Below are 20,546 nucleotides of genomic sequence, written 5' to 3'. Positions count from 1 at the left end.
ACCGACCGTCACTGGCCGGCAATATCTTTGAGCTCGTCCTTCAGGGACTTGCCCGACTGCCCGTCCTCGACGCGGTACATGTCGTCGATCACCGCGCGCCCCTGCTCCTCGACCACATGGAAGATCAGGACCGTGTCCTCCTTGTAGGCTGGATCGTCCCCGAGGCACTTGCGGTTGTTGAAAAGCGCCGTCACCTGGCCTTCGCCATCGTCCTCGACGCGGATGTTCTCGAAGGCGCAGCCCTCCTGGCCCCCGGCGATCGGATCGTAATCGAACGGGCTCCCGGTCGTTTCGCCTTCCGGTGGATCGTAGGCAGGGTGCTTCGACGCCTCGCGATAGGTTTTCGCGAAGTCGGCGCTGAAAAACTGTCCGAGACGCTCCTTGTCGAAGACATCGTTTGCAGTCGGACTGGTCTCCGACCAGTTGCCGGCGGCAACCTCGATGATGGTCTTGACCGGGACGGTCGGGTCGGCGGCGAACGCAACGACAGGCGCACCAGCCAGCAGGGCCAGCAGCAAGAGGGATTTGGGTGTCTTCATTGAACATGTTCCAAGGGAAGGAAAAGCCCCGCCACTCTATCTCGCAGATGACGGACGGCAATCGGCGAACCCTCGGGAATCGTGGGATATGTGCGTCCAACTTTGGTGATAAAAACCCCGATATTCGCAGGCCCGCGCCTTTGCCTGACGAGCGCGCAATGCTATAGCGCTCCGGATTTTCGCTTTAACCACCCTCAGGATTTCGATCCGCAGCGCTCAAGAGGCATTCATGAAGAAGATCAAGGTTGCAAACCCGGTCGTCGATCTCGACGGCGACGAGATGACCCGCATCATCTGGCAGTTCATCAAGGAAAAGCTGATCCTGCCCTACCTCGATCTTCCGATCGAATACTACGACCTCTCCGTCGAAAACCGCGATGCGACCAACGACCAGGTGACCGTCGACGCCGCCAACGCCATCAAGAAGCACGGCGTCGGCATCAAATGCGCCACGATCACCCCGGACGAAGCCCGCGTGAAGGAATTCGGCCTCAAGGAAATGTGGAAGAGCCCGAACGGCACCATCCGCAACATCCTCGGTGGCGTGATCTTCCGCGAGCCGATCATCTGCAAGAACGTGCCGCGTCTCGTTCCGGGCTGGACCAAGCCGATCGTCGTCGGCCGTCACGCCTTCGGCGACCAGTACAAGGCGACCGACTTCAAGTTCCCGGGCAAGGGCACGCTGACCATCAAGTTCGTCGGCGAAGACGGCCAGGTCATCGAGAAGGAAGTCTATCAGGCTCCCGGCGCCGGCGTCGCCATGGCGATGTACAACCTCGACGAGTCGATCCGCGAGTTCGCCCGCGCCTCGATGATGTACGGTCTGATGCGCAAGTGGCCGGTCTATCTCTCGACCAAGAACACCATCCTCAAGGCCTATGACGGCCGCTTCAAGGACATCTTCCAGGAAGTCTACGAGGCCGAGTTCAAGGCGCAGTTCGACGAAGCCGGCATCACCTACGAGCACCGCCTGATCGACGACATGGTCGCCTCGGCGCTGAAGTGGTCCGGCGGCTATGTCTGGGCCTGCAAGAACTACGACGGCGACGTGCAGTCCGACACCGTCGCGCAGGGCTTCGGATCGCTCGGCCTGATGACCTCGGTGCTGCTCACCCCCGACGGCAAGACGGTGGAAGCCGAAGCCGCCCACGGCACGGTCACCCGTCACTACCGCCAGCACCAGAAGGGCCAGGAAACCTCGACGAACTCGATCGCCTCGATCTTCGCCTGGACCCGCGGCCTCGCACATCGCGCCAAGCTCGACGACAATGCCGAACTGGCCAAGTTCGCGACGACGCTCGAAAAGGTCTGCGTCGACACCGTCGAAAGCGGCTTCATGACCAAGGACCTGGCGCTGCTCATCGGTCCCGACCAGCCGTGGCTCTCCACGACGGCCTTCCTCGACAAGGTCGACGAGAACCTCAAGAAGGCCATGGCCGCCTGAGCCATCGGCACCGGAAAATGACGAAAACCCGGCCTCGTGCCGGGTTTTTTTGTTGCGTGTGCTCGCGTTGAGCGCTCAACTTCCGTCCACGCGAAACCGCGATATCAGCACAGAGGAGGATTGCGCATGACGGAACTGACCTTCTACACCAATCCGATGTCGCGCGGACGCATCGTCCGCTGGATGCTGGAGGAGATCGGGGAACCGTACCGGACCGAGATCGTGCCCTTCGGCGCACCGATGAAGTCGCCCGAATATCGCGCCGTCAACCCGATGGGCAAGGTGCCTTCGATCCGCCACGGCGAGACGGTGGTCACCGAATGCGCGGCCATCTGCGTCTATCTCGCCGACGCCTTCCCGGACGCGGGTCTCGCGCCGCCGGCGAACAAGCGCGGCAGCTACTATCGCTGGCTCTTCTTCGCGGCAGGTCCGCTGGAGGCTGCAACGTCCAACCGCGCCCTCGGCTTCGAGGTTCCCGCTGACAGGCGGGGCATGATCGGTTACGGCTCCTTCGAGGACGTGATGGACACGCTCGAATATGCCGTTTCTCGAACGCCCTTCGTCGCCGGCGACCGCTTTACCGCCGCCGATGTCTATGTCGGATCTCAAATCGGCTGGGGTCTGCATATGGAGTCGATCGAACGGCGTCCCGCCTTCGAGACCTACCTCGCCCGGGTGACCGATCGGCCGGCTGCCGCGCGCGCCCGGTCGCTCGACAATGCTGCCATGCAGGCCATGCAGAAGGCCTGATCCGCAACGGATATCGGGTCGCCGTCGATCAGGAAGACGCCTGATGCTCCGCAGGCGATGTGCCGGTCTGGCAGGCCGCCTCCGCTGGCCCGACGCGCGGGAGAAGCTCACCCTGTCCTTCCGAACCATCGGCAAAGGCGATCCGGTTGCGGCCGTTTCGCTTTGCTGCGTAGAGCGCGCGGTCGGCCAGACCGAGCACGACGCCGAGATCGACGCCGGCGGGAACATCCCCACAAAGGCCGATGCTGACGGTCAACGTCAGCCGGTTCCCCTTCCAGTCGACGGGAAGGGCCTCCGCCGTCCGCCGAAGCCGCTCGCAGACGGCATGGGCCTCGCCCCGATTGCGCGCCGGCAGGTAGACCGCGAACTCCTCGCCGCCCAGCCTCCCGAAGACCACATCCTGCGGCAGGATGTCCTGAACCATCGCGACGAAGGCGCAGAGCACCTTGTCGCCCGCACCATGGCCGTAGGAGTCGTTGACGCGCTTGAAGTGGTCGAGATCGAGAAGTGCGATCGCGCCTCCCACGCCGCGACGGCGGTAACCATCGACGTGGTCGCTGAAGGCACGGCGGTTGAAGACGCCCGTCAGCGCGTCGATCTGGGATGCGCGCTTGTATTCCGCCGTCACCCGCTCGCGGCCGAGCGAAAAGAGCGCCATTCCGCAGAAGAGTGTGTTGACGACGATCTCAAAGGTGAAGACGCCGTGCCAGGCGGAAAGGGCAATGCCTCCCTGTTCCATGACCGGGGCGACCACCACTAGCGGCAATCGGACGGCGTTGATCACGCCGTGCACGGCCATCGTGCCCATCACCAGTTTGCGGGAGGGCAGCGGCTCGATCGCCTCACCCTGCCACATGCTGCGGATGAACATCACGCTGAAAACAATGATGATGACCGAAACCAGCGCTATTCGGGCGTTCACATCCTCACGGAAACCCGGCCAGAACAGGAACGCGCCGAACCAGAGGACAGTCGGAACGACCGGTACCCAGAACTTGAGCGAGAGGCCGTCGAACGCCCGAATCCCGAGCCATGCAAGCCCTGTCGCGAGGATGAGCAGGCCGTTTCCGAGCCCGATCGTGAGCCCCTCCGGCAGGATCGTCCGCAGCGACAAGAACAGGGCGCCGAGGGCGCCGAGCCAGAAGCCGACACTCCAGATCGCCAGTTCCGGGCGCTGCCGTTCCAGAGACCAGGCCATCGTCAGCAATACGGCGAAGACCACCCAGATCGCCAGCAGGCAGGCCATCAATGTCGGCACGTGAAAGAGAGTGGCCACGGCATCCCCAATTCGTCTCGACCGCCTTATACGGCAAGCATGAAGATTTCGAAAATGCCGAGCCGATTTGCGCCCGTGACGCCGCCGCCTTACGCGGCCAGCGCCTTTTCGACGGCGGCGATCGCAGCATCCGCTTTTTCGCCATCCGGGCCGCCGGCCTGGGCCATGTCGGCGCGGCCGCCACCGCCCTTGCCGCCGACGGCAGCAGAGGCGAGGCGCACGAGTTCGACTGCGCTGTAGCGGCCGGTGAGATCATCGGTAACACCGACGACGACGCTCGCCTTGCCATCCTCGGAGACGGCAATCAGCGTCACGACACCGGAACCGAGACCTGCCTTGCTCTCGTCGACGAGCCCCTTCAGGTCCTTGGCTTCGACGCCCTTGAGCACGCGGCCCAGGAACTTCACGCCGCCAACCTCGCGGGCGCCCTCGTCGGCGGCAGCCTGGCCACCGCCGCCCATGGCGAGCTTGCGCTTGGCATCGGCAAGTTCGCGTTCCAGCTTACGACGTTCCTCGACAAGCTGCTCGACGCGCGTGACCACTTCCGCCGGCTGTACCTTCAGCGCCGTCGCGACCTGCTTCACGCGCTCGTCCTGCTCGGAGAGATAGGCGCGCGCCGCCTCGCCGGTCACCGCCTCGATACGGCGAACGCCTGCACCGACCGCGCTTTCCGAAAGGATGCGCACGAGGCCGATGTCGCCGGTGGCGGAGACATGCGTGCCGCCGCAGAGCTCGACCGAATAGGGCTTTCCGGCCTTCGGCCCGTGGATGGCCTTCCCCATCGACACGACGCGAACCTCGTCGCCGTACTTTTCACCGAACAGCGCCATCGCACCCTCGGCGATGGCGTCGTCGACGCTCATCAGGCGGGTGGTAACCGGCGTGTTCTGGGTGACGATCTCGTTCGCCATCGCCTCGACGACCTTCAACTCCTCGGCCGACATCGGCTTTGGATGCGACACGTCGAAACGCAGGCGCTCCGGCGCGACCAGCGAGCCCTTCTGCGCGACATGGGTGCCGAGTACCTCGCGCAGCGCCTCATGGATGAGGTGCGTCGCCGAGTGGTTTGCGCGCAGCCGCGAGCGGCGGGCATGGTCGACGGTCATCACCACGGCATCGCCCGCGCGCAGCGTGCCTTCGGTCACCGTCGCGGTATGGACGAAGAGACCTTCGCCCTTCTTCTGCGTCTCGGAAACTTCGAGCTTCGCGTTGTCGCCGGCAATCACACCGGTGTCGCCGACCTGACCACCAGACTCCCCGTAGAACGGCGTCTGGTTGACGACCACCTGCACGGTTTCGCCCTTGGAGGCGCTGTTGACGGCCGCACCGTCCTTGACGATGGCCTGTACCTCGGCCTCCGCGCTTTCGGAGGAATAGCCGAGGAATTCGGTCGCGCCGAACTTTTCCTTGAGCTCGAACCAGACGGCCTCGGTCGCCTTGTCGCCGGAACCCGCCCAGTGGGCACGCGCCTCCGCCTTCTGGCGCTGCATCGCATCGTTGAAGCCGGTGAGGTCGACGCCGATGCCGCGGTTGCGCAGCGCGTCCTGCGTGAGATCGAGCGGGAAGCCGTAGGTATCATAGAGCTTGAAGGCGGTTTCGCCGTCGAGACTGTCGCCCTTCGAAAGATCGGCCGTCGCCTCCGACAGCAGGCTGAGCCCGCGCTCCAGCGTCTTGCGAAAGCGGGTTTCCTCGAGCTTCAGCGTTTCGGAAATGAGCGCCTCGGCGCGCGCGAGTTCGGGATAGGCCCGGCCCATCTGCTGCACGAGCACGGGCAGGAGCTTGTAGATGACCGGTTCGCGGGCACCGAGAAGCTCCGCGTGGCGCATGGCGCGACGCATGATGCGACGAAGCACGTAGCCACGGCCCTCGTTGGACGGCAGGACGCCGTCAGCGATCAGGAAGGCGGACGAACGGAGGTGGTCGGCGATGACGCGGTGGCTGGCGCGACGCTCGCCCTCCGCCTTGACCCCGGTGAGTTCGACGGAAGCCTCAATCAGCGCGCGGAAGAGGTCGATGTCGTAGTTGTCGTGCTGGCCCTGCAGGACGGCGGCAATGCGCTCGAGGCCCATGCCCGTGTCGATCGACGGACGCGGCAGGTCGACGCGCTCCTCCTTGGTGATCTGCTCGTACTGCATGAAGACGAGGTTCCAGATCTCGATGAAGCGGTCGCCATCTTCCTCCGGCGAACCGGGAGGGCCGCCCCAGATGTGGTCGCCGTGGTCGTAGAAAATCTCCGAGCACGGGCCGCAGGGGCCGGTATCGCCCATCGCCCAGAAATTGTCGCTGGTCGGGATGCGGATGATCTTCTCGTCGGCAAGGCCGGCGATTTTCTTCCACAGGCCGAACGCCTCGTCATCGGTATGGTAGACGGTAACGCAGAGCCGATCCTTGGCAAGCCCGAACTCCTTGGTGATCAGGTTCCAGGCAAGCTCGATCGCCCGCTCCTTGAAGTAGTCGCCGAAGGAGAAGTTACCGAGCATCTCGAAGAAGGTGTGGTGACGCGCGGTATAGCCGACATTGTCGAGGTCGTTGTGCTTGCCGCCGGCGCGCACGCACTTCTGCGCGGTTGCTGCCGTCTTGTAGGGACGCTGCTCGAGGCCGGTGAAGACGTTCTTGAACTGCACCATGCCGGCATTTGTGAACATCAGCGTCGGGTCGTTTTGCGGCACGAGCGGGCTCGACGACACGACTTCATGGCCATTTGCCTTGAAGTAATCGAGAAAAGTCGACCGGATGTCATTTACGCCGCTCATGTCACGCCCTTCATTGCTGCCGGATGCCGGCCAAAGCCTAAAAACCAAAGGCTTTTATCGTCCGTGACCGGCACTGTCCAGCCGCACGGAAAAAAACCGGCCCGACATCTTCCGATATCGGACCGGCGCTCTGTCGGTCGTTGAAATGATTGCGGATCACATATCCGCGGAACCATCACCGTCGCCGGCGTCCGGGCCACCATTCTGCAGGAAACGATCGGCGATCAGCCCGGCATTCTGACGCAACGCCATCTCGATCTCCTGGGCGAGCTCCGGATTGTCCCGCAGGAAAGTCTTGGCATTCTCACGTCCCTGACCGAGCCGCTGGCTGTTGTAGGAGAACCAGGCACCGGACTTCTCGACGATCCCGGCCTTGACGCCGAGATCGACGAGCTCGCCGGTTTTGGAGACGCCCTCGCCGTACATGATGTCGAACTCGACCTGCTTGAAGGGCGGCGCCATCTTGTTCTTGACGACCTTCACGCGCGTCTGGTTGCCGACGACCTCCTCGCGCTCCTTGACGGCGCCGATGCGGCGGATGTCGAGGCGAACGGAGGCGTAGAACTTGAGGGCATTACCGCCGGTCGTCGTTTCCGGCGAACCGAACATCACGCCGATCTTCATGCGGATCTGGTTGATGAAGATGACCATGCAGTTCGAGCGGGAGATCGAGGCGGTGAGCTTGCGCAGCGCCTGGCTCATAAGGCGGGCCTGCATGCCCGGCAGGTTGTCGCCCATCTCGCCCTCGATTTCGGCGCGCGGCGTGAGTGCGGCGACCGAGTCGACGACGAGCACGTCGATCGCGCCCGAGCGCACCAGCGTGTCGGTGATTTCGAGCGCCTGTTCGCCGGTGTCAGGCTGTGAAATGAGGAGGTTCTGCAGGTCGACCCCGAGCTTGCGGGCATAGACCGGATCGAGTGCGTGCTCGGCGTCGACGAAGGCGCAGATACCGCCCTTCTTCTGCGATTCGGCGATCGTCTGCAGTGCGAGCGTCGTCTTGCCCGAGCTTTCGGGACCGTAAATCTCGACGATGCGCCCCTTCGGCAGGCCACCGATGCCGAGCGCGATGTCGAGGCTCAGCGACCCGGTGGAAACCGTCTCGATCTCGACCACGCTCTCGTTCGCGCCGAGCTTCATGATCGAGCCCTTGCCGAAATTTCGCTCGATCTGCGAAAGTGCCGCTTCAAGTGCCTTGCTTTTGTCCACCGATTTGTCCTCTACGAGCCGCAAAGAATTTTGTGCCATTCGATCCACCTTTAGGTTATTGAAGCCGCATAGGCAATGAAGCAGCCGACGGACCATGTGTACACGTTTTGTTCTCATCTGGCAATCCCTGTTCAACCTGCTGAATAGACTTGCGATTTCGCAGGATGTTCACTTTATGTTTCAGGCGACATGCCATGTACCGTCGCTCATGCCCCACCGTGCTTTCGCCGCACTTGCGGCCGCTTGCGATTCGTCGCGCTTGCAATGCTCCGGGAAGCGCGCATGAGTGGTTCCCTTCTCGTCGTCGGCGGCGCCCATATCGACCGCCGCGGCCGGATCGCCGGCACGACTGTCATGGGGGCGAGCAATCCCGGCCGCTGGTTCGAGGAACCGGGCGGCGGCGGCTTCAACGCTGCCCGCAATCTCGCCCGGCTCGGCCACGAGGTCAGGCTGATCGCGCCGCGCGGCGGTGATGCGGCGGGCATGGCCGTCTCGGGCGAAGCCCTCCGCGTCGGCATCGACGATTGTCCGGTCGTCTTTCTCGACCGCGCCACGCCGAGCTACACGGCGATCCTGGAGGCGGACGGCAATCTCGTCATCGCGCTTGCCGATATGGACCTCTACGACCTGTTCGGGCCACGCCGTACCCGCACCCTCTCCTTCCGCGCCGCGCTCGGCGAAGCACGCCACGTGCTCTGCGACGCCAATCTGCCGGCGGAGACGCTCACAGCGCTCACCGACGCCGCCGCCGCGCGTGGCCTGCCGGTCTTCGCGATCGCGATTTCGCCGGCGAAGGTCGTGCGTCTGCTGCCCTCCCTTGCGGACCTCACCATGCTGTTCATGAACGCGGCGGAGGCCGAGGCCCTCACCGGCGCCCGCCCCGATGATCCGGCCGACTGGCCCGCGCTTCTGCGGGAAAAGGGCCTCAGGGGCGGCGTCGTCACCTGCGGCGCCGGGGCCGTCGTGGCGTTCGATGAGACCGCAACAGCGATCCTGTCGCCGCCGCGGCTCGACAACGTGGTCGACGTCACCGGCGCCGGCGACGCCTTTGCGTCCGGCGTCATCTCGGCCCGCATCGAAGGCTGCGGCCTCGGCGAGGCACTGCGTCACGGAGCCGCGCTTGCGGCCATTACCCTTCGCTCGCCGCACGCAACCGCGGAAAACCTCTCCCGCGATCTCGCCAATTCGTATATGCCCCTTGTGCCGGACGCGAAAATCCTGTCATGACCTGCAGTCTTGAAACCCGGAACCTCCCATGACCAAAGCCATTTCGCCCCTGCTGCCGATCGTCTATTCGAAGGAAGTCGCCGCCGCCAAGGTCCGCGGCGCGCCGATCGTGGCGCTGGAATCGACGATCATCACCCATGGCATGCCCTTCCCAGGCAATCTGGAGATGGCGCGCAGCGTCGAAGCGATCATTCGCGAGAAGGGCGCCGTGCCGGCGACCATCGCAGTCATCGACGGCATCCTGCACATCGGCCTCGAGGATACGCAGATCGCGACGCTTGCGCAGATGACCGGCGTCATGAAGCTCTCGCGCGCCGACATCGCCTTCGCGCTCGCCGAACGCCGCAGCGGCGCAACGACGGTGGCGGCGACCATGATCGCCGCGAGCCGCGCCGGCATCTCGGTCTTCGCCACTGGCGGCATCGGCGGCGTCCATCGCGGCGCCGAGGAAAGCCTCGACATCTCGGCCGACCTCGAAGAGCTCGCCCGCACGCCGGTCATCGTCGTTTCCGCGGGACCGAAGGCGATCCTCGACATTCCGAAGACGCTCGAATTCCTGGAAACGCGCGGCGTTCCGGTCGTCACCTACGACAGCGAGGAGTTTCCCGCCTTCTGGTCGCGCGATTCCGGCCTGCGCAGCCCGCTCTCGCTCTCCAGCCCCGCGGCCATCGCCAATTTCCAGCGGATGCGCGAGCAACTCGGCATCGAGGGCGGCATGCTGATCGCCAATCCGGTGCCGGAGGAACACGAAATCCCCCGCGAGGAGATGGAGATCTATATCGGTCGCGCGCTCGCCAGTGCCGAGCGCGAAGAGGTGACGGGCAAGGACGTGACGCCGTTCCTGCTCGACAACATCTTCCATCTGACCGCCGGCCGCAGCCTCAAGACCAATATCGCGCTGGTCGAGAACAATGCCCGCCTCGCTGCGGAAATCGCCGTCGCGATGAACGACTGAGCACCCTCGCGATCATAGGTAACGTAGCGGGAGATACATTCCGCTACGTCAGTCCTTCGCCGACTTGGTCACTTCTTCCCTCGTCTCTCACACGACCTGCCTGCGTGCACGACACCGAAACGTCGCTGTTCAGTCGTCCCCGTCCAGCATTTCACGAACCGCGACGGCGAGCTGCTTCAGCGAGAACGGCTTCGGCAGAAAGCCGAACTTGGCGTCGGCCGGCAGGTTGCGGGCGAACGCGTCCTCGGCATAGCCCGAGACGAAGATGAATTTCAGGTCCGGATATTTCTTGCGTAGTTCCCGCAGCAGCGTCGGTCCGTCCATTTCCGGCATGACGACGTCGGAGACGACGATGTCCACGGCGCCGTCGAGCTCGTCCATGATGTCGAGCGCCTCGACGCCCGAGCCGGCCTCGTGCACCGTGTATCCGCGGGTCTCCAGCATGCGCTTGCCGCCGCGTCGCACCGCCTCCTCGTCCTCGACGAGGAGAACGACCGCCGACTTGCCGGTGAGGTCGGCGGGCTCCGAAACCGCCGCCGGACGCGCTTCGGTATCCGCGGCTCCGGCCTCGCCGCCGGCCGGAACAGGAACGATCTCGGCCACGTGCCGCGGCAGGAAGATGCGGAAGGCGGTTCCCTTGCCGACCTCGGATTCGGGATAGATGTAGCCGCCGGACTGCTTGACGATCCCGTAGACCATCGCGAGACCGAGCCCCGTCCCCTTCCCCACTTCCTTGGTGGTGAAGAAGGGCTCGAAGATCTTCTCCATGATCTCCGGCGCGATCCCTGTTCCGGTGTCGGCCACCTCGACCAGCACGAACTCTTCGGCAGGCAGTTCACGGTAGTGGTAGGCGGCGGCCTGTTCCGCCTTGATGTTGCGGGTGGAAATGGTGATCGTGCCGCCCTGCGGCATGGCATCGCGCGCGTTCACACAGAGATTGATCAGCACCTGCTCGAACTGCGAAAGGTCGGTCTTCACCGGCCATAGGTCGCGGCCGTAGTCGACCTGGAGCTTCACCGCCGTACCCGAGATCAGGCGGTCGACCAGCATGCGCAGGTCGCCGATGACATCGGTGAGGTTCAGCACCGACGGGCGCATCGTCTGCTTGCGTGAGAAGGCGAGCAATTGCCGCACCAGCACGGCAGCGCGGTTGGCGTTGCGCTTGATCTCCATCAGGTCTGCGAAGCTCGCGTCCGACGGCCGGGCCTGCAGCAGGAGATGGTCGGAGGAAAGCAGGATCGCCGTCAGCACGTTGTTGAAGTCGTGGGCGATACCGCCGGCGAGCGTTCCGACCGCATTCATCTTCTGCGTCTGCGCCATCTGGGTTTCGAGCGCCTTCTGGTCGGTCACATCGACCGCATAGACGATCGCCGCCTCTTCCGGCGCCTCGTCGCTCTGGTCAATGACCGCGTTGACGTAGAAACGGAAATGCCGCGTCTCGTTGTTCGGATGCCGGCTGTCGATCGGCGCGATATCCACCTGACGGTTCTTCGCCGCCGCAAGCGCTTGGTTGAAACGTTCGCGTTCGCTCTCGTGGAAAACCACGTCGAGGCTCGCACCGCGATCGACGTCGTCGCGACCGACGAGGTCCGAGAAGAGCTTGAGGAAGGGCGCGTTGGTCCGGAGAATTCGGCCCTCGCCGTCGACGGAGGCGATCGCCATCGGCGTGTTGTTGAAGAAGCGCGTGAACCGCATCGAGGCGATCGACGCCGACTGGTCGCCGCTGTGGTCGTCCCGCCGCGCCAGCACGATCGAGCGGCTTTCGCCCGGCGCACCGTCGCGGGCGGCACGGACGCGATGAATGAGCCGCACCGGCAGGCTTTGGCCGTTGGCGCAGCGCAGGTCGAGATCGAAGGTCTCCGTCTTGGTCGAGCCGGGCGCCGCCTGTACCGATTCGATGAGCGCCATTCCCTCGCCCGCGACCAGTTCGGCAACGGTGAGCGAACCCGGAGAGAACTGCGTGAGATCGATGCCGAGCCATTCGGCGAGCGTCGCATTGAGATAGTAGATCTCGCCCTTTCGCCCGGCCGAGAAGAATCCCGCCGGCGCGTGATCGAGATAGTCGATCGCGTGCTGCAGTTCCTTGAAGAAGCGCTCCTGGTCCTCGCGCTCCGACGTGATGTCGGTGATCTGCCAGATCTGCAGCACCTTGACGCTGCCTTCGAGCGGCAGCAGCCGCGCCTTCAGCCGATACCAGTGGGCGCCGGAGCCGCTGCCGGTCACCGGACCGAGCGGCTTCAGGAGCCGAAACTCCTCATAGCCCTCGCGGCCCGTGCGCAAACCGTTGGCGAGCCGATAGAGTGCCTCGCTCGATTCGCGATGGCGCGAGAGCAGAGCCTCCAGCGTCTGTACTTCGGTCGCCTTCCTGGCGCCGGTGATCCGCCCGTAGGCCGCGTTTGCGAAAACGATGCGGCCGTTGTCGTCGGTGATCAGCGTACCTTCTGGCTGGCTCGCGAGAAAGCTGCGGGCCAGCGTGTCGGACTGCGACTGCGGCATCACGGCGACGAAGCCGATCATCGCCGAGACGAGGAAGAATATTCCCATCATCGCCAGCACGCCGAGGATACCGAGGACGAATTCGTTCTCGAGCTGATCCTTGAAGAGGACGAAGGCGACCGCGGCGGCGAGCAGCACGACCGCCAACACGATGATGCGTATGGCCGCACCGGACCGGTTACCCCGGTCGACCAAGGGCGCATCGCTTTCGCCGGCCTGTTGCAATCTCGTCATGAACGCCTCGTCGTTACCGCCCGACAATCCGCCTACTCGTGAAGATCGGCAGAATCGGACCTTTCTGCCATGTTTAGCAAGTTGCAGGTACGGCAAAAAGCTCCGCCCCCACAGTTTGAGGTCTGCCATACACAGGCAATCCCACAGGAAAGCCGCATTTGACGCAGAACATCCGGGCAACCGGATTGTTCGCGAGCGCCTGCGGGAGGACGTTGCCCGGTGATCGCATTGCGCTGCCGGCGGTCTTCTGCCACAAAGCGGGAAAAAGGAGGGCCGACATGATCGAAGAACTCGTCGCCGCTTACGGCAATCGTTTCCTGGTCGCGGCACTGGGTGTCAGCCTGGCGCTCCTGTGCCTGTTCATCGTACTCTGGCTGCTGCGCAAGCGGGCACCCTCGCCCTTCGTGCGCGGCGGACGCAACAGGCAGCCGCGCCTGCAGGTCCTCGATGCCGCCGCGGTAGACGCGCGCCGCCGCCTCGTGCTCGTGCGCCGCGACAATGTCGAACATCTCGTCATGATCGGCGGGCCGACCGACATCGTCATCGAAAGCGGGATCGGCGACGAACGCGCCTATCTTTCGGCCACGCCCGTGTCGCCGTCGCAGGCCGTCCCGCTCACACACGAAGACCGGCCGGGTGATCGCGAGCCTGTGGCGATCCCCAAACCGGCGGCGGCAATCGCCGCCATCCGTCCCGAGCCCGAGCTCCCGGCAAACAGGCCGGAGCCGGTCGCGGCACCCATTCGTCGCGAACCGCCGCGACAGCCGCCGGCACCGGTCAAACCGGCCGCGGCAATCGAGCCGGCGCTGAGAAAGCAGCCGGCGCCACAGCCAGTTCCGGCCGCAGACATAGCCGCGTCCGCACCGCCGCCGAGCCCGGCGCCCGTCCAGCCTGTAGCCGCCCCCGCACTCGTCAGGGATGACGCCCCGGTCACGATCGTACCGGTCGTCGCAGCAACGGAACCACCAAAGTCCGAAATGACGGCCGCATCACCGGTCGAACCTCTGCCGGTTCTGCCTCCGAGCCGCCCGTCGATGACCGCGGCGACACCTGCCGCGGTTGCGGCCCCCACCCAGCCTGTGGAAGCCGCCGCGCCGGCCGCCCCGACGCAAGACAGTGATGTTTCGCTCGCTTCCGCCCGGGCTGAGGATATCCTCGAAGCGGCTCGTGGCCGCGTCATGCCGGAATTGACGGAGACGACCGCGACGGAGCCGGAACTCGCTCCCGAGCCGCAGCCTTCCCTGGAAGAACCAAAGGTGGACGAGGCACCGACACAGCGAATCCCGAGCGATTTCGAACGGGTTCTGGAAGAAGAGATGGAGCGCCACCTCGCGGCAACTGCGTCGGCGGCGCCTGTCCCTGCGAGCGACATCGCCGCCGCACCCGCGATCAGGCCCGAACGCCCCGTCGGCATTCCGCCGGTCGTCGGCGCACCGAAGGTGGACGTCGCCGGCAACCGCCCTTCCGATGTCGCTGAAGAGCCGAGCCTGCAGAAGGAAATCGCCCGCATATTCGGAGAAATGTCGGCGAGCCGCGACGGCTGACCTTCACGATTGCCGCCGCAGTCCTGCCCGCGCCGAACGGAGAAGCGGCGGCGTGACAAAAAAGCCCGCTCCGAGGAGCGGGCTTCGAAATCCGGTCACTCGTCCCGGTAAACCTTTTCGCGTCGCTCGTGGCGCTCCTGCGCCTCGATCGACAACGTGGCGATCGGGCGGGCGTCCAGACGCTTCAGTCCGATCGGCTCACCGGTCTCCTCGCAATACCCGTAGGTGCCGTCCTCGATACGCTGCAGCGCCGCGTCGATCTTGGAGATCAGCTTGCGCTGCCGGTCACGGGCCCGAAGCTCGATGGCACGGTCCGTCTCCGACGATGCGCGATCGGCGAGATCGGGGTGGTTGGCACTTTCCTCGGCAAGATGGTCGAGCGTTTCGCGGGCCTCGCGAAGGATGTCGTTTTTCCAGGCTATGAGCTTTGCGCGGAAGTAGGCCCGTTGGTTCGCGTTCATGAACTCATCGTCTTCCGAGAGCACATAATTGCTAAGATCGATCTTCTCACTCAACGCGATTCTCCTGAAGAACATCTCAATGGGCGGCTGTATATCCTTTCGCTAAAGCGCATTCAAGCCTTACAACCGGCTTTAAACCATTTTTAATTCTGTCATATAATTAAGCTAAATGTCTATTTCTTAAGCATTATTTCCAAATTCGAGACGCTTGCTGCCGGTCGCCCCCGCACTTCCCCTTGCGTAAGGGAGCACTACGGAAGCCCAGTTGACGGCCATCCCCCAGTGAAGCTAGTCAGAGGGCACGCGCAGTCGCAGAAAGCTGAACGGATGACCTCGGTGACGCCACCCCAAAATCGTATCTACCTGCTGCGGCATGCGAAATCCGGTTGGGCACAACCGGGGGAGCGCGACTTCGACCGGGCGCTGAACGACGCCGGTCGCCAGGAGGCTGCAAGCGTCGCTGAACAGGCAATCGAGCGCGGCTACCGCCCCGACCTGATCGTCAGTTCGACTGCCCGGCGGTGCCGCGAAACCGCCGATGCCTTCCGGGGCGCATACGCGACACGGACCGAGTTTCGCTATCTCGACGAGCTCTACAACTGCCCCGCCGACAGCTATTTCGACATACTCGGCGCGCTGAAGGATTACGGCTCGGTGATGCTTGTCGGGCACAACCCTTCGATCGAGGAGGCGCTGTTCCTGCTCGCCGGCAGCGAGGCGGCCCAGGCGGCGGTACCCGAAGGCTTCCCGACGGCCGGCCTTGCCGTCCTCGATCGTGCGGCAGCGGCAACACCGGACAACAGCGCCTGGATGCTCGCGGATTTCCTGGCCGGATGAACGGCCTGAGGCGGCGAAAGGCCTCGGATATGCTGCGCTGCCCTTTCGCCTCGCCCCTCCGCTGCCTATATTTGCGCTCGGCCCGTCCTTCGGACGCTCAGCCGAAACCGTGACGCTGCCGCAGGGATACCCGACTTGCCGCCATCCATGACATCCTTCGCCGACGAGGCCGCGATCGCCTTCGACAATCTGGCAGACCGGGCGGCAAACCTTGTCAACCCGTCGATCCGTCTCGGCGTGACCGGCCTTGCCCGCGCCGGCAAGACGGTGTTCATCTCCTCGCTCATCCACAATCTCCTGCATGGTGGTCGTCTGCCGCTCTTCGAACCTCTGCAGGCGGGACGCATCTCCGCGACGAGGCTCGAGCCGCAACCGGACGACGCCGTGCCGCGCTTCCAGTACGAGGATCACATCCGCGCGCTCGTGAAGGACCGCATCTGGCCGGATTCCACCCGCGCAATCTCCGAACTGCGCCTGACGATCGCCTATGAGAGCGCCAGTGGCTGGAATCGCCTCTTCTCGCCGGGCCGGCTTTCCGTCGACATCGTCGACTACCCCGGCGAGTGGCTTCTCGACCTGCCGCTGCTTAGCCAGGACTATCGCGACTTCAGCGCCGCCACGGTGGGGCTTGCGCGGACCGGCATCCGGGCGGAACTTTCGCGCGAATGGCTGGAACGAACGGCGACGGTCGACGGCGACGCACCGGCCGACGAGACGCTCGCCCGGGAACTCGCCGAACGGTTCACCGCCTATCTCAGGGCCTGCAGGGCGGACGAGCGCTCGCTCTCGACACTGCCGCCCGGACGTTTTCTGATGCCGGGCGACCTCGACGGGTCGCCCGCCCTCACCTTCGCCCCCCTGCCGGACCTGCCGGACACCAGGGCGCCGAAAGGCTCGCTCCGGGCGATGATGGAGCGCCGCTACGAGGCCTACAAATCGGTCGTGGTCAAACCCTTCTTCCGAGAACATTTCGCGCGGCTCGACCGGCAGATCGTGCTGGTCGACGCCCTGCAGGCGATCAATCGCGGGCCGGAAGCCGTGCAGGACCTCGAACGCGCCCTCACCGACGTGCTCGCCTGTTTCCGTGCGGGTTCGAACTCGTTCCTCACGGCACTCGTTCGCCGGCGCATCGACCGGGTGCTTGTCGCCGCGACCAAGGCCGACCACCTGCATCACGAGAGCCACGACCGGCTCGAGGCGATCACCCGCCGTCTCGTCGATCGGGCGACGACCCGCATCGGCATGACCGGAGCGGGTATCGAGGTGATGGCGATCGCCTCCGTGCGTGCGACCCGGGAAGCGACCGTGAAGCAGAACGGCGACGAACTGCCTGTGGTGGTCGGCACGCCGATGGCGGGCGAGACCGTCGGCAAGGAACGCTTCGACGGCAACCGCAAGACCGCCATTTTCCCGGGCGACCTGCCGGCCGATCCCGAACGGTTCTTCCGCAGCGTAGACGATGCCGGCCACGGCGCCTACCTGCCGGAACTCAACATCGTGCGCTTCCGTCCACCACAGATCGAGGAGACCGGAGGCGGCGTTACCCTTTCCGTCCCGCACATCCGGCTCGACAGGGCCATGCAGTTCCTGCTCGGGGATAAACTGGCATGACGAAGAAATCACCGTCCCATCCGCCGGAAAACGGGCGTCGGCCCGCCGCCTTCACGGTCGAGCCACAGGAGCACGCGGTACCGGCGCAGCCGCAGGCCCGTGCGCCGCGTAGCTTCGATCACGAGGTCGCGGTGGTCGCCGAGGCGGACGATCCGTTTCTCTCGACGAACGACCTGTCGGAGATCGCGGACGCTCCGGTCGCGACACCTCGGCCCCGGCGCTTCTCCTTCGCAAAGCTGGCGCTCGGCGCTTTCTCGATCCTGCTGTCGCTGGCGCTCGGCCTTTGGGTCGACAGTCTCTTGCGCGATCTCTTCACCCGTTCGGACTGGCTCGGCTACGCCGCCCTTGCCGTGCTCGCCGTCGGCTTGGCTGCACTTGCCGTCGCCGTCGGCCGTGAAATACTCGGCGTGTGGCGGCTCGATGCCGTCCAGTCGCTGAAGACCGAGGCGGAGACGGCCGCTGCCGGCACCCGCCCGCGCGCCGCACGCGCCATCGTCGACCGTCTCGTCAAGCTGGTCGCCGGACGCCCGGAGACCGCGCGCGGCCGTGCGACGCTGGAAGCGGCTCGCGACGACGTCATCGACGCGCCGCATCTCATCGCCCTTGCCGAACGCGAGCTGCTCGCCCCGCTCGACCTCAAGGCGCGCGCGCTGATCCTCGGAAGCGCCAAGCGCGTCTCGGTCGTCACCGCGGTCAGTCCGCGGGCAGTCGTCGACCTCGCCTATGTGCTGTTCGAGGTCGTCCGGCTGATCCGGGCGATGGCCGAACTCTACGGCGGCCGACCCGGCGCCTTCGGCATGATGCGGCTCTTCAGGGACGTCCTCGCCCATCTCGCCGTCACCGGCTCGATCGCCGTCGGTGACGGGCTCGCGCAGCAGATTCTCGGTCACGGCCTCGCCTCGCGGCTCTCCGCACGGCTCGGTGAAGGCGTAATCAACGGCCTGATGACCGCACGCATCGGCATCGCCGCCATGGATCTTTGCCGGCCCCTGCCGTTCAAAGCGTTGAAACGCCCGGGGATCAGCGATTTCGTCGCCGACCTCGCGCCCCGCTTGACTTCGGCTCCCGGTGCCCGCAAGGAATAGCCGGATGGTTTCCGACGCGCTTTTCCTGCAACAGGGTAAACGGCCCGCGGCCGAGGAAACCAAGCATTAACCAATTTCGCGTTAGATGCCAGACGGGTCTTTTTGTTGCTCGTGCCAGGGTGAACCGATGTCGTTTCGTTCCTTGTCCTTTATCGGCTCTCTCGCCGCTCTCACTGTTGCCGCCGTGGTTCTGTCCACGCCGTCCGCCGAAGCGGCATCCCGCGACAAGCGTTTCTTCGATTCCGTGTCGGGCATCTGGAAAGGGCCGGGCGAGATCGTCGCCGGCAAGTACAAGGGCACCAAGTTCACCTGCAACCTGACCGGCATCTCGTCGAGCGGCGAGACCGGACTGAAGCTCGACGGCACCTGCCGCGTCGGTGTCTTCTCGCAGCCGATGAACGCAGTCATCACCCAGGTCGGCAACACCTATCAGGGCAAGTTCCTCGATGGTGCAGGGGGCAAGGGTCTCGACATCGTGTCCGGCACGGTCAGCGGCGACAAGGTCGTCATGGGCATCAACCGCGCCAAGCTGAACGGCGCCATGGTCGCTCGCGTCCAGAACGAGACGGCGATGAACATCACCATCTCGGTCAAGGTCGAGGATCGCATGATCCCGGTCATCGGCCTGTCGCTCAACCGCGAGATGGACGCGGACGCCTCCGCCTCGCTCAAGAAGTAACTACCGCCGCCACCAGTCGCCATTCTCGCTGGCAACCGTGATCCCGGTCTTGTCGCTCTCATTGAGCCATGCGGCGACGGAACGTCCGTGGACGAGCATCGAGGCCGCGATGTCGGCGAGCGGCATCAGCACAAAGGCTCGCTCACTCATCCGCGGATGCGGGACCTCGAGCCGGTCCGTCCGGCATTCCAGCGCGTCATAGCTCAGCACGTCCATGTCGATCGTCCGCGGTCCCCAGCGCTCGATCCGCACCCTTTTCATCTCCCGCTCGATCTCGAGGCAGGCGTCGAGCAACGCCTCGGGGGAAAGCCGCGTCTCGACCACCGCGCAGGCATTGTAGAAATCCGCCTGGTCGGTCTTGCCCCAGGGCGGCGTGCGATAGAGACGGGAGACCGCGACCACGCGGCAGTCGTCGCGCGCATCGAGCCGTTGTAGCGCAGCCGCCATCGCAGCGATAGGATCGCCGATATTGCCGCCGAGGCCGAGCGTCGCCCGGTGCCATTCCTGCGCAGCGTCCATATTCACCGTTTACCCGCCTTTGCCCGCCGTTCGGCCTCCAGAATGGCATCAGTAACCGCAAGCATGTCCCTGTTGATCGCGACATTATGGACCCGGAAAACGGCCGCCCCCTTCATGCGGAGCAGTACCGTCGTCGCCGCAGTCGCCGCATCACGCTCCGGTGTGCTGCGGCCGGTGATCGTCCCGAGGAAGCGCTTGCGAGAGGTCCCGACGAGAAGCGGCAAGCCAAAAGCCTTCAGTTCATCGAGGAGGGCCATGAGCTCGACATTCTCCGCTTCGGTTTCCTTGGCGAAGCCGAAGCCCGGGTCGAGAACGATCGCGCCGCGCGCGATGCCGGCCGCCTCCGCAATCTCCAGCGAACGCGTCAGGAAGAGGAACTGATCCTCGATCATGTCGGGGAGCTTCTCGCGACCACGGCCCGTGTGCATGATGCAGAGCCCTGCCCCCGTCTCGGCAGCGACCTTTGCGATATCGGGCTCACGCTGCAGCCCGTGCACATCGTTGACGATGTGGGCGCCGGCGGCAATCGCGAGCCGCGCCGTTTCCGCACGGTAGGTATCGACCGAAATCAGCGCATCGCGCTCGCGTACCAGCCGTTCGATCACCGGCAGGATGCGATCCTGCTCTTCGGCGGGAGAGACTTCGACCGCGCCCGGCCGAGTGGATTCGCCGCCGATGTCGAGAATGTCCGCCCCTTCCTCGAGGCACCGCAGACCATGAGCGACGGCACTTTCGACGCCGAAATGCTGCCCGCCGTCGGAAAACGAATCCGGCGTGACGTTGACGATCGCCATCAGCCGCCCGCGCGCGAGATCGAGGCGACGCCCGTGGGCGAGAAGCCAGTCCGTTCTGCCTGCCTGCATCGTCACGGCGAATCCTCCCGAAGCGAAAAAAGATACATGTTCGATATTGCACTTGCCGGGCCTATGC

Annotated in this window: 17 protein-coding genes; 9 read left to right on the top strand and 8 right to left on the bottom strand. The window is 64.8% G+C overall.

Annotated features, from left to right (window positions below; genetic code table 11):
• Positions 1–8: 8 nt before the first annotated feature.
• Positions 9–539 (bottom strand): hypothetical protein, encoded by a 531-nt coding sequence (locus tag DFR48_RS02785; RefSeq protein ID WP_114361593.1) that lies wholly within the window; start codon positions 537–539, stop codon positions 9–11.
• A 229-nt stretch (positions 540–768) separates the two neighbouring features.
• Here DFR48_RS02785 and DFR48_RS02780 point away from each other — a divergent pair, with 229 nt between their 5' ends.
• Both DFR48_RS02780 and DFR48_RS02775 read left to right on the top strand, forming a co-directional pair.
• Positions 769–1,983: an NADP-dependent isocitrate dehydrogenase gene (locus DFR48_RS02780; RefSeq protein WP_114361592.1), complete on the top strand. Its 1,215-nt coding sequence runs from the start codon at positions 769–771 to the stop codon at positions 1,981–1,983.
• Between the two features lie 126 nt (positions 1,984–2,109).
• Entirely contained in the window at positions 2,110–2,733 is a 624-nt protein-coding gene (locus DFR48_RS02775; protein ID WP_114361591.1) for a glutathione S-transferase family protein, read from the top strand.
• 28 nt (positions 2,734–2,761) lie between these two features.
• On the opposite strand, the gene DFR48_RS02770 is transcribed toward DFR48_RS02775, so the two are convergent.
• From DFR48_RS02770 to recA, 3 genes are all read right to left on the bottom strand, one after another.
• The gene (locus DFR48_RS02770; protein WP_147273501.1) at positions 2,762–4,009 is read right to left on the bottom strand and encodes a GGDEF domain-containing protein; all 1,248 of its coding nucleotides are present in this window, start codon (positions 4,007–4,009) and stop codon (positions 2,762–2,764) included.
• A gap of 89 nt (positions 4,010–4,098) precedes the next feature.
• Positions 4,099–6,762, bottom strand: coding sequence for an alanine--tRNA ligase (gene alaS / locus DFR48_RS02765; RefSeq protein WP_114361589.1), 2,664 nt, complete (start codon positions 6,760–6,762; stop codon positions 4,099–4,101).
• 156 nt (positions 6,763–6,918) lie between these two features.
• Positions 6,919–8,007: a recombinase RecA gene (gene recA, locus DFR48_RS02760; protein ID WP_112685073.1), complete on the bottom strand. Its 1,089-nt coding sequence runs from the start codon at positions 8,005–8,007 to the stop codon at positions 6,919–6,921.
• A 243-nt stretch (positions 8,008–8,250) separates the two neighbouring features.
• On the opposite strand from recA, the gene DFR48_RS02755 reads away from it, so the two are divergent.
• On the top strand, positions 8,251–9,195 hold the full coding sequence (locus tag DFR48_RS02755) for a carbohydrate kinase family protein (RefSeq protein WP_114361588.1): 945 nt from the start codon (positions 8,251–8,253) through the stop codon (positions 9,193–9,195).
• A 28-nt stretch (positions 9,196–9,223) separates the two neighbouring features.
• Positions 9,224–10,150 (top strand): pseudouridine-5'-phosphate glycosidase, encoded by a 927-nt coding sequence (locus DFR48_RS02750; RefSeq protein WP_114361587.1) that lies wholly within the window; start codon positions 9,224–9,226, stop codon positions 10,148–10,150.
• Between the two features lie 129 nt (positions 10,151–10,279).
• Here DFR48_RS02750 and cckA read toward each other — a convergent pair whose 3' ends face one another.
• Positions 10,280–12,880, bottom strand: a complete 2,601-nt coding sequence (gene cckA / locus DFR48_RS02745; RefSeq protein ID WP_114361834.1) for a cell cycle histidine kinase CckA — start codon at positions 12,878–12,880, stop codon at positions 10,280–10,282.
• A 278-nt stretch (positions 12,881–13,158) separates the two neighbouring features.
• Here cckA and DFR48_RS02740 point away from each other — a divergent pair, with 278 nt between their 5' ends.
• Positions 13,159–14,424 (top strand): flagellar biosynthetic protein FliO, encoded by a 1,266-nt coding sequence (locus tag DFR48_RS02740; protein ID WP_114361586.1) that lies wholly within the window; start codon positions 13,159–13,161, stop codon positions 14,422–14,424.
• A 95-nt stretch (positions 14,425–14,519) separates the two neighbouring features.
• Here the strand turns inward: DFR48_RS02740 and dksA are convergent, their stop codons facing one another.
• On the bottom strand, positions 14,520–14,939 hold the full coding sequence (dksA, locus tag DFR48_RS02735) for an RNA polymerase-binding protein DksA (protein WP_112685083.1): 420 nt from the start codon (positions 14,937–14,939) through the stop codon (positions 14,520–14,522).
• A gap of 273 nt (positions 14,940–15,212) precedes the next feature.
• Between dksA and DFR48_RS02730 the strand changes: the two genes are divergently transcribed.
• The 4 genes from DFR48_RS02730 to DFR48_RS02715 all read left to right on the top strand — a co-directional run bounded on the left by DFR48_RS02730 (position 15,213) and on the right by DFR48_RS02715 (position 19,097).
• Positions 15,213–15,722: a SixA phosphatase family protein gene (locus DFR48_RS02730; RefSeq protein ID WP_114361585.1), complete on the top strand. Its 510-nt coding sequence runs from the start codon at positions 15,213–15,215 to the stop codon at positions 15,720–15,722.
• A 135-nt stretch (positions 15,723–15,857) separates the two neighbouring features.
• The gene (locus tag DFR48_RS02725) at positions 15,858–17,333 is read left to right on the top strand and encodes a YcjX family GTP-binding protein (protein ID WP_114361584.1); all 1,476 of its coding nucleotides are present in this window, start codon (positions 15,858–15,860) and stop codon (positions 17,331–17,333) included.
• The gene (locus tag DFR48_RS02720) at positions 17,330–18,418 is read left to right on the top strand and encodes a YcjF family protein (protein ID WP_114361583.1); all 1,089 of its coding nucleotides are present in this window, start codon (positions 17,330–17,332) and stop codon (positions 18,416–18,418) included. Before DFR48_RS02725 ends, DFR48_RS02720 begins: the two co-directional genes overlap by 4 nt.
• Before the next feature lie 127 nt (positions 18,419–18,545).
• Positions 18,546–19,097, top strand: coding sequence for a hypothetical protein (locus DFR48_RS02715; RefSeq protein WP_114361582.1), 552 nt, complete (start codon positions 18,546–18,548; stop codon positions 19,095–19,097).
• On the opposite strand, the gene folK is transcribed toward DFR48_RS02715, so the two are convergent.
• Entirely contained in the window at positions 19,098–19,616 is a 519-nt protein-coding gene (gene folK, locus DFR48_RS02710; protein WP_114361581.1) for a 2-amino-4-hydroxy-6-hydroxymethyldihydropteridine diphosphokinase, read from the bottom strand.
• A gap of 2 nt (positions 19,617–19,618) precedes the next feature.
• Entirely contained in the window at positions 19,619–20,479 is an 861-nt protein-coding gene (folP, locus tag DFR48_RS02705; RefSeq protein ID WP_114361833.1) for a dihydropteroate synthase, read from the bottom strand.
• Positions 20,480–20,546: the final 67 nt, after the last annotated feature.

The organism is Ciceribacter lividus, assembly GCF_003337715.1.
GTDB classification, from domain to species: Bacteria; Pseudomonadota; Alphaproteobacteria; order Rhizobiales; family Rhizobiaceae; genus Allorhizobium; species Allorhizobium lividum.
Note: the sequence above shows the minus strand (reverse complement) of the source record. Positions and strands in the feature narration are given on the sequence as shown.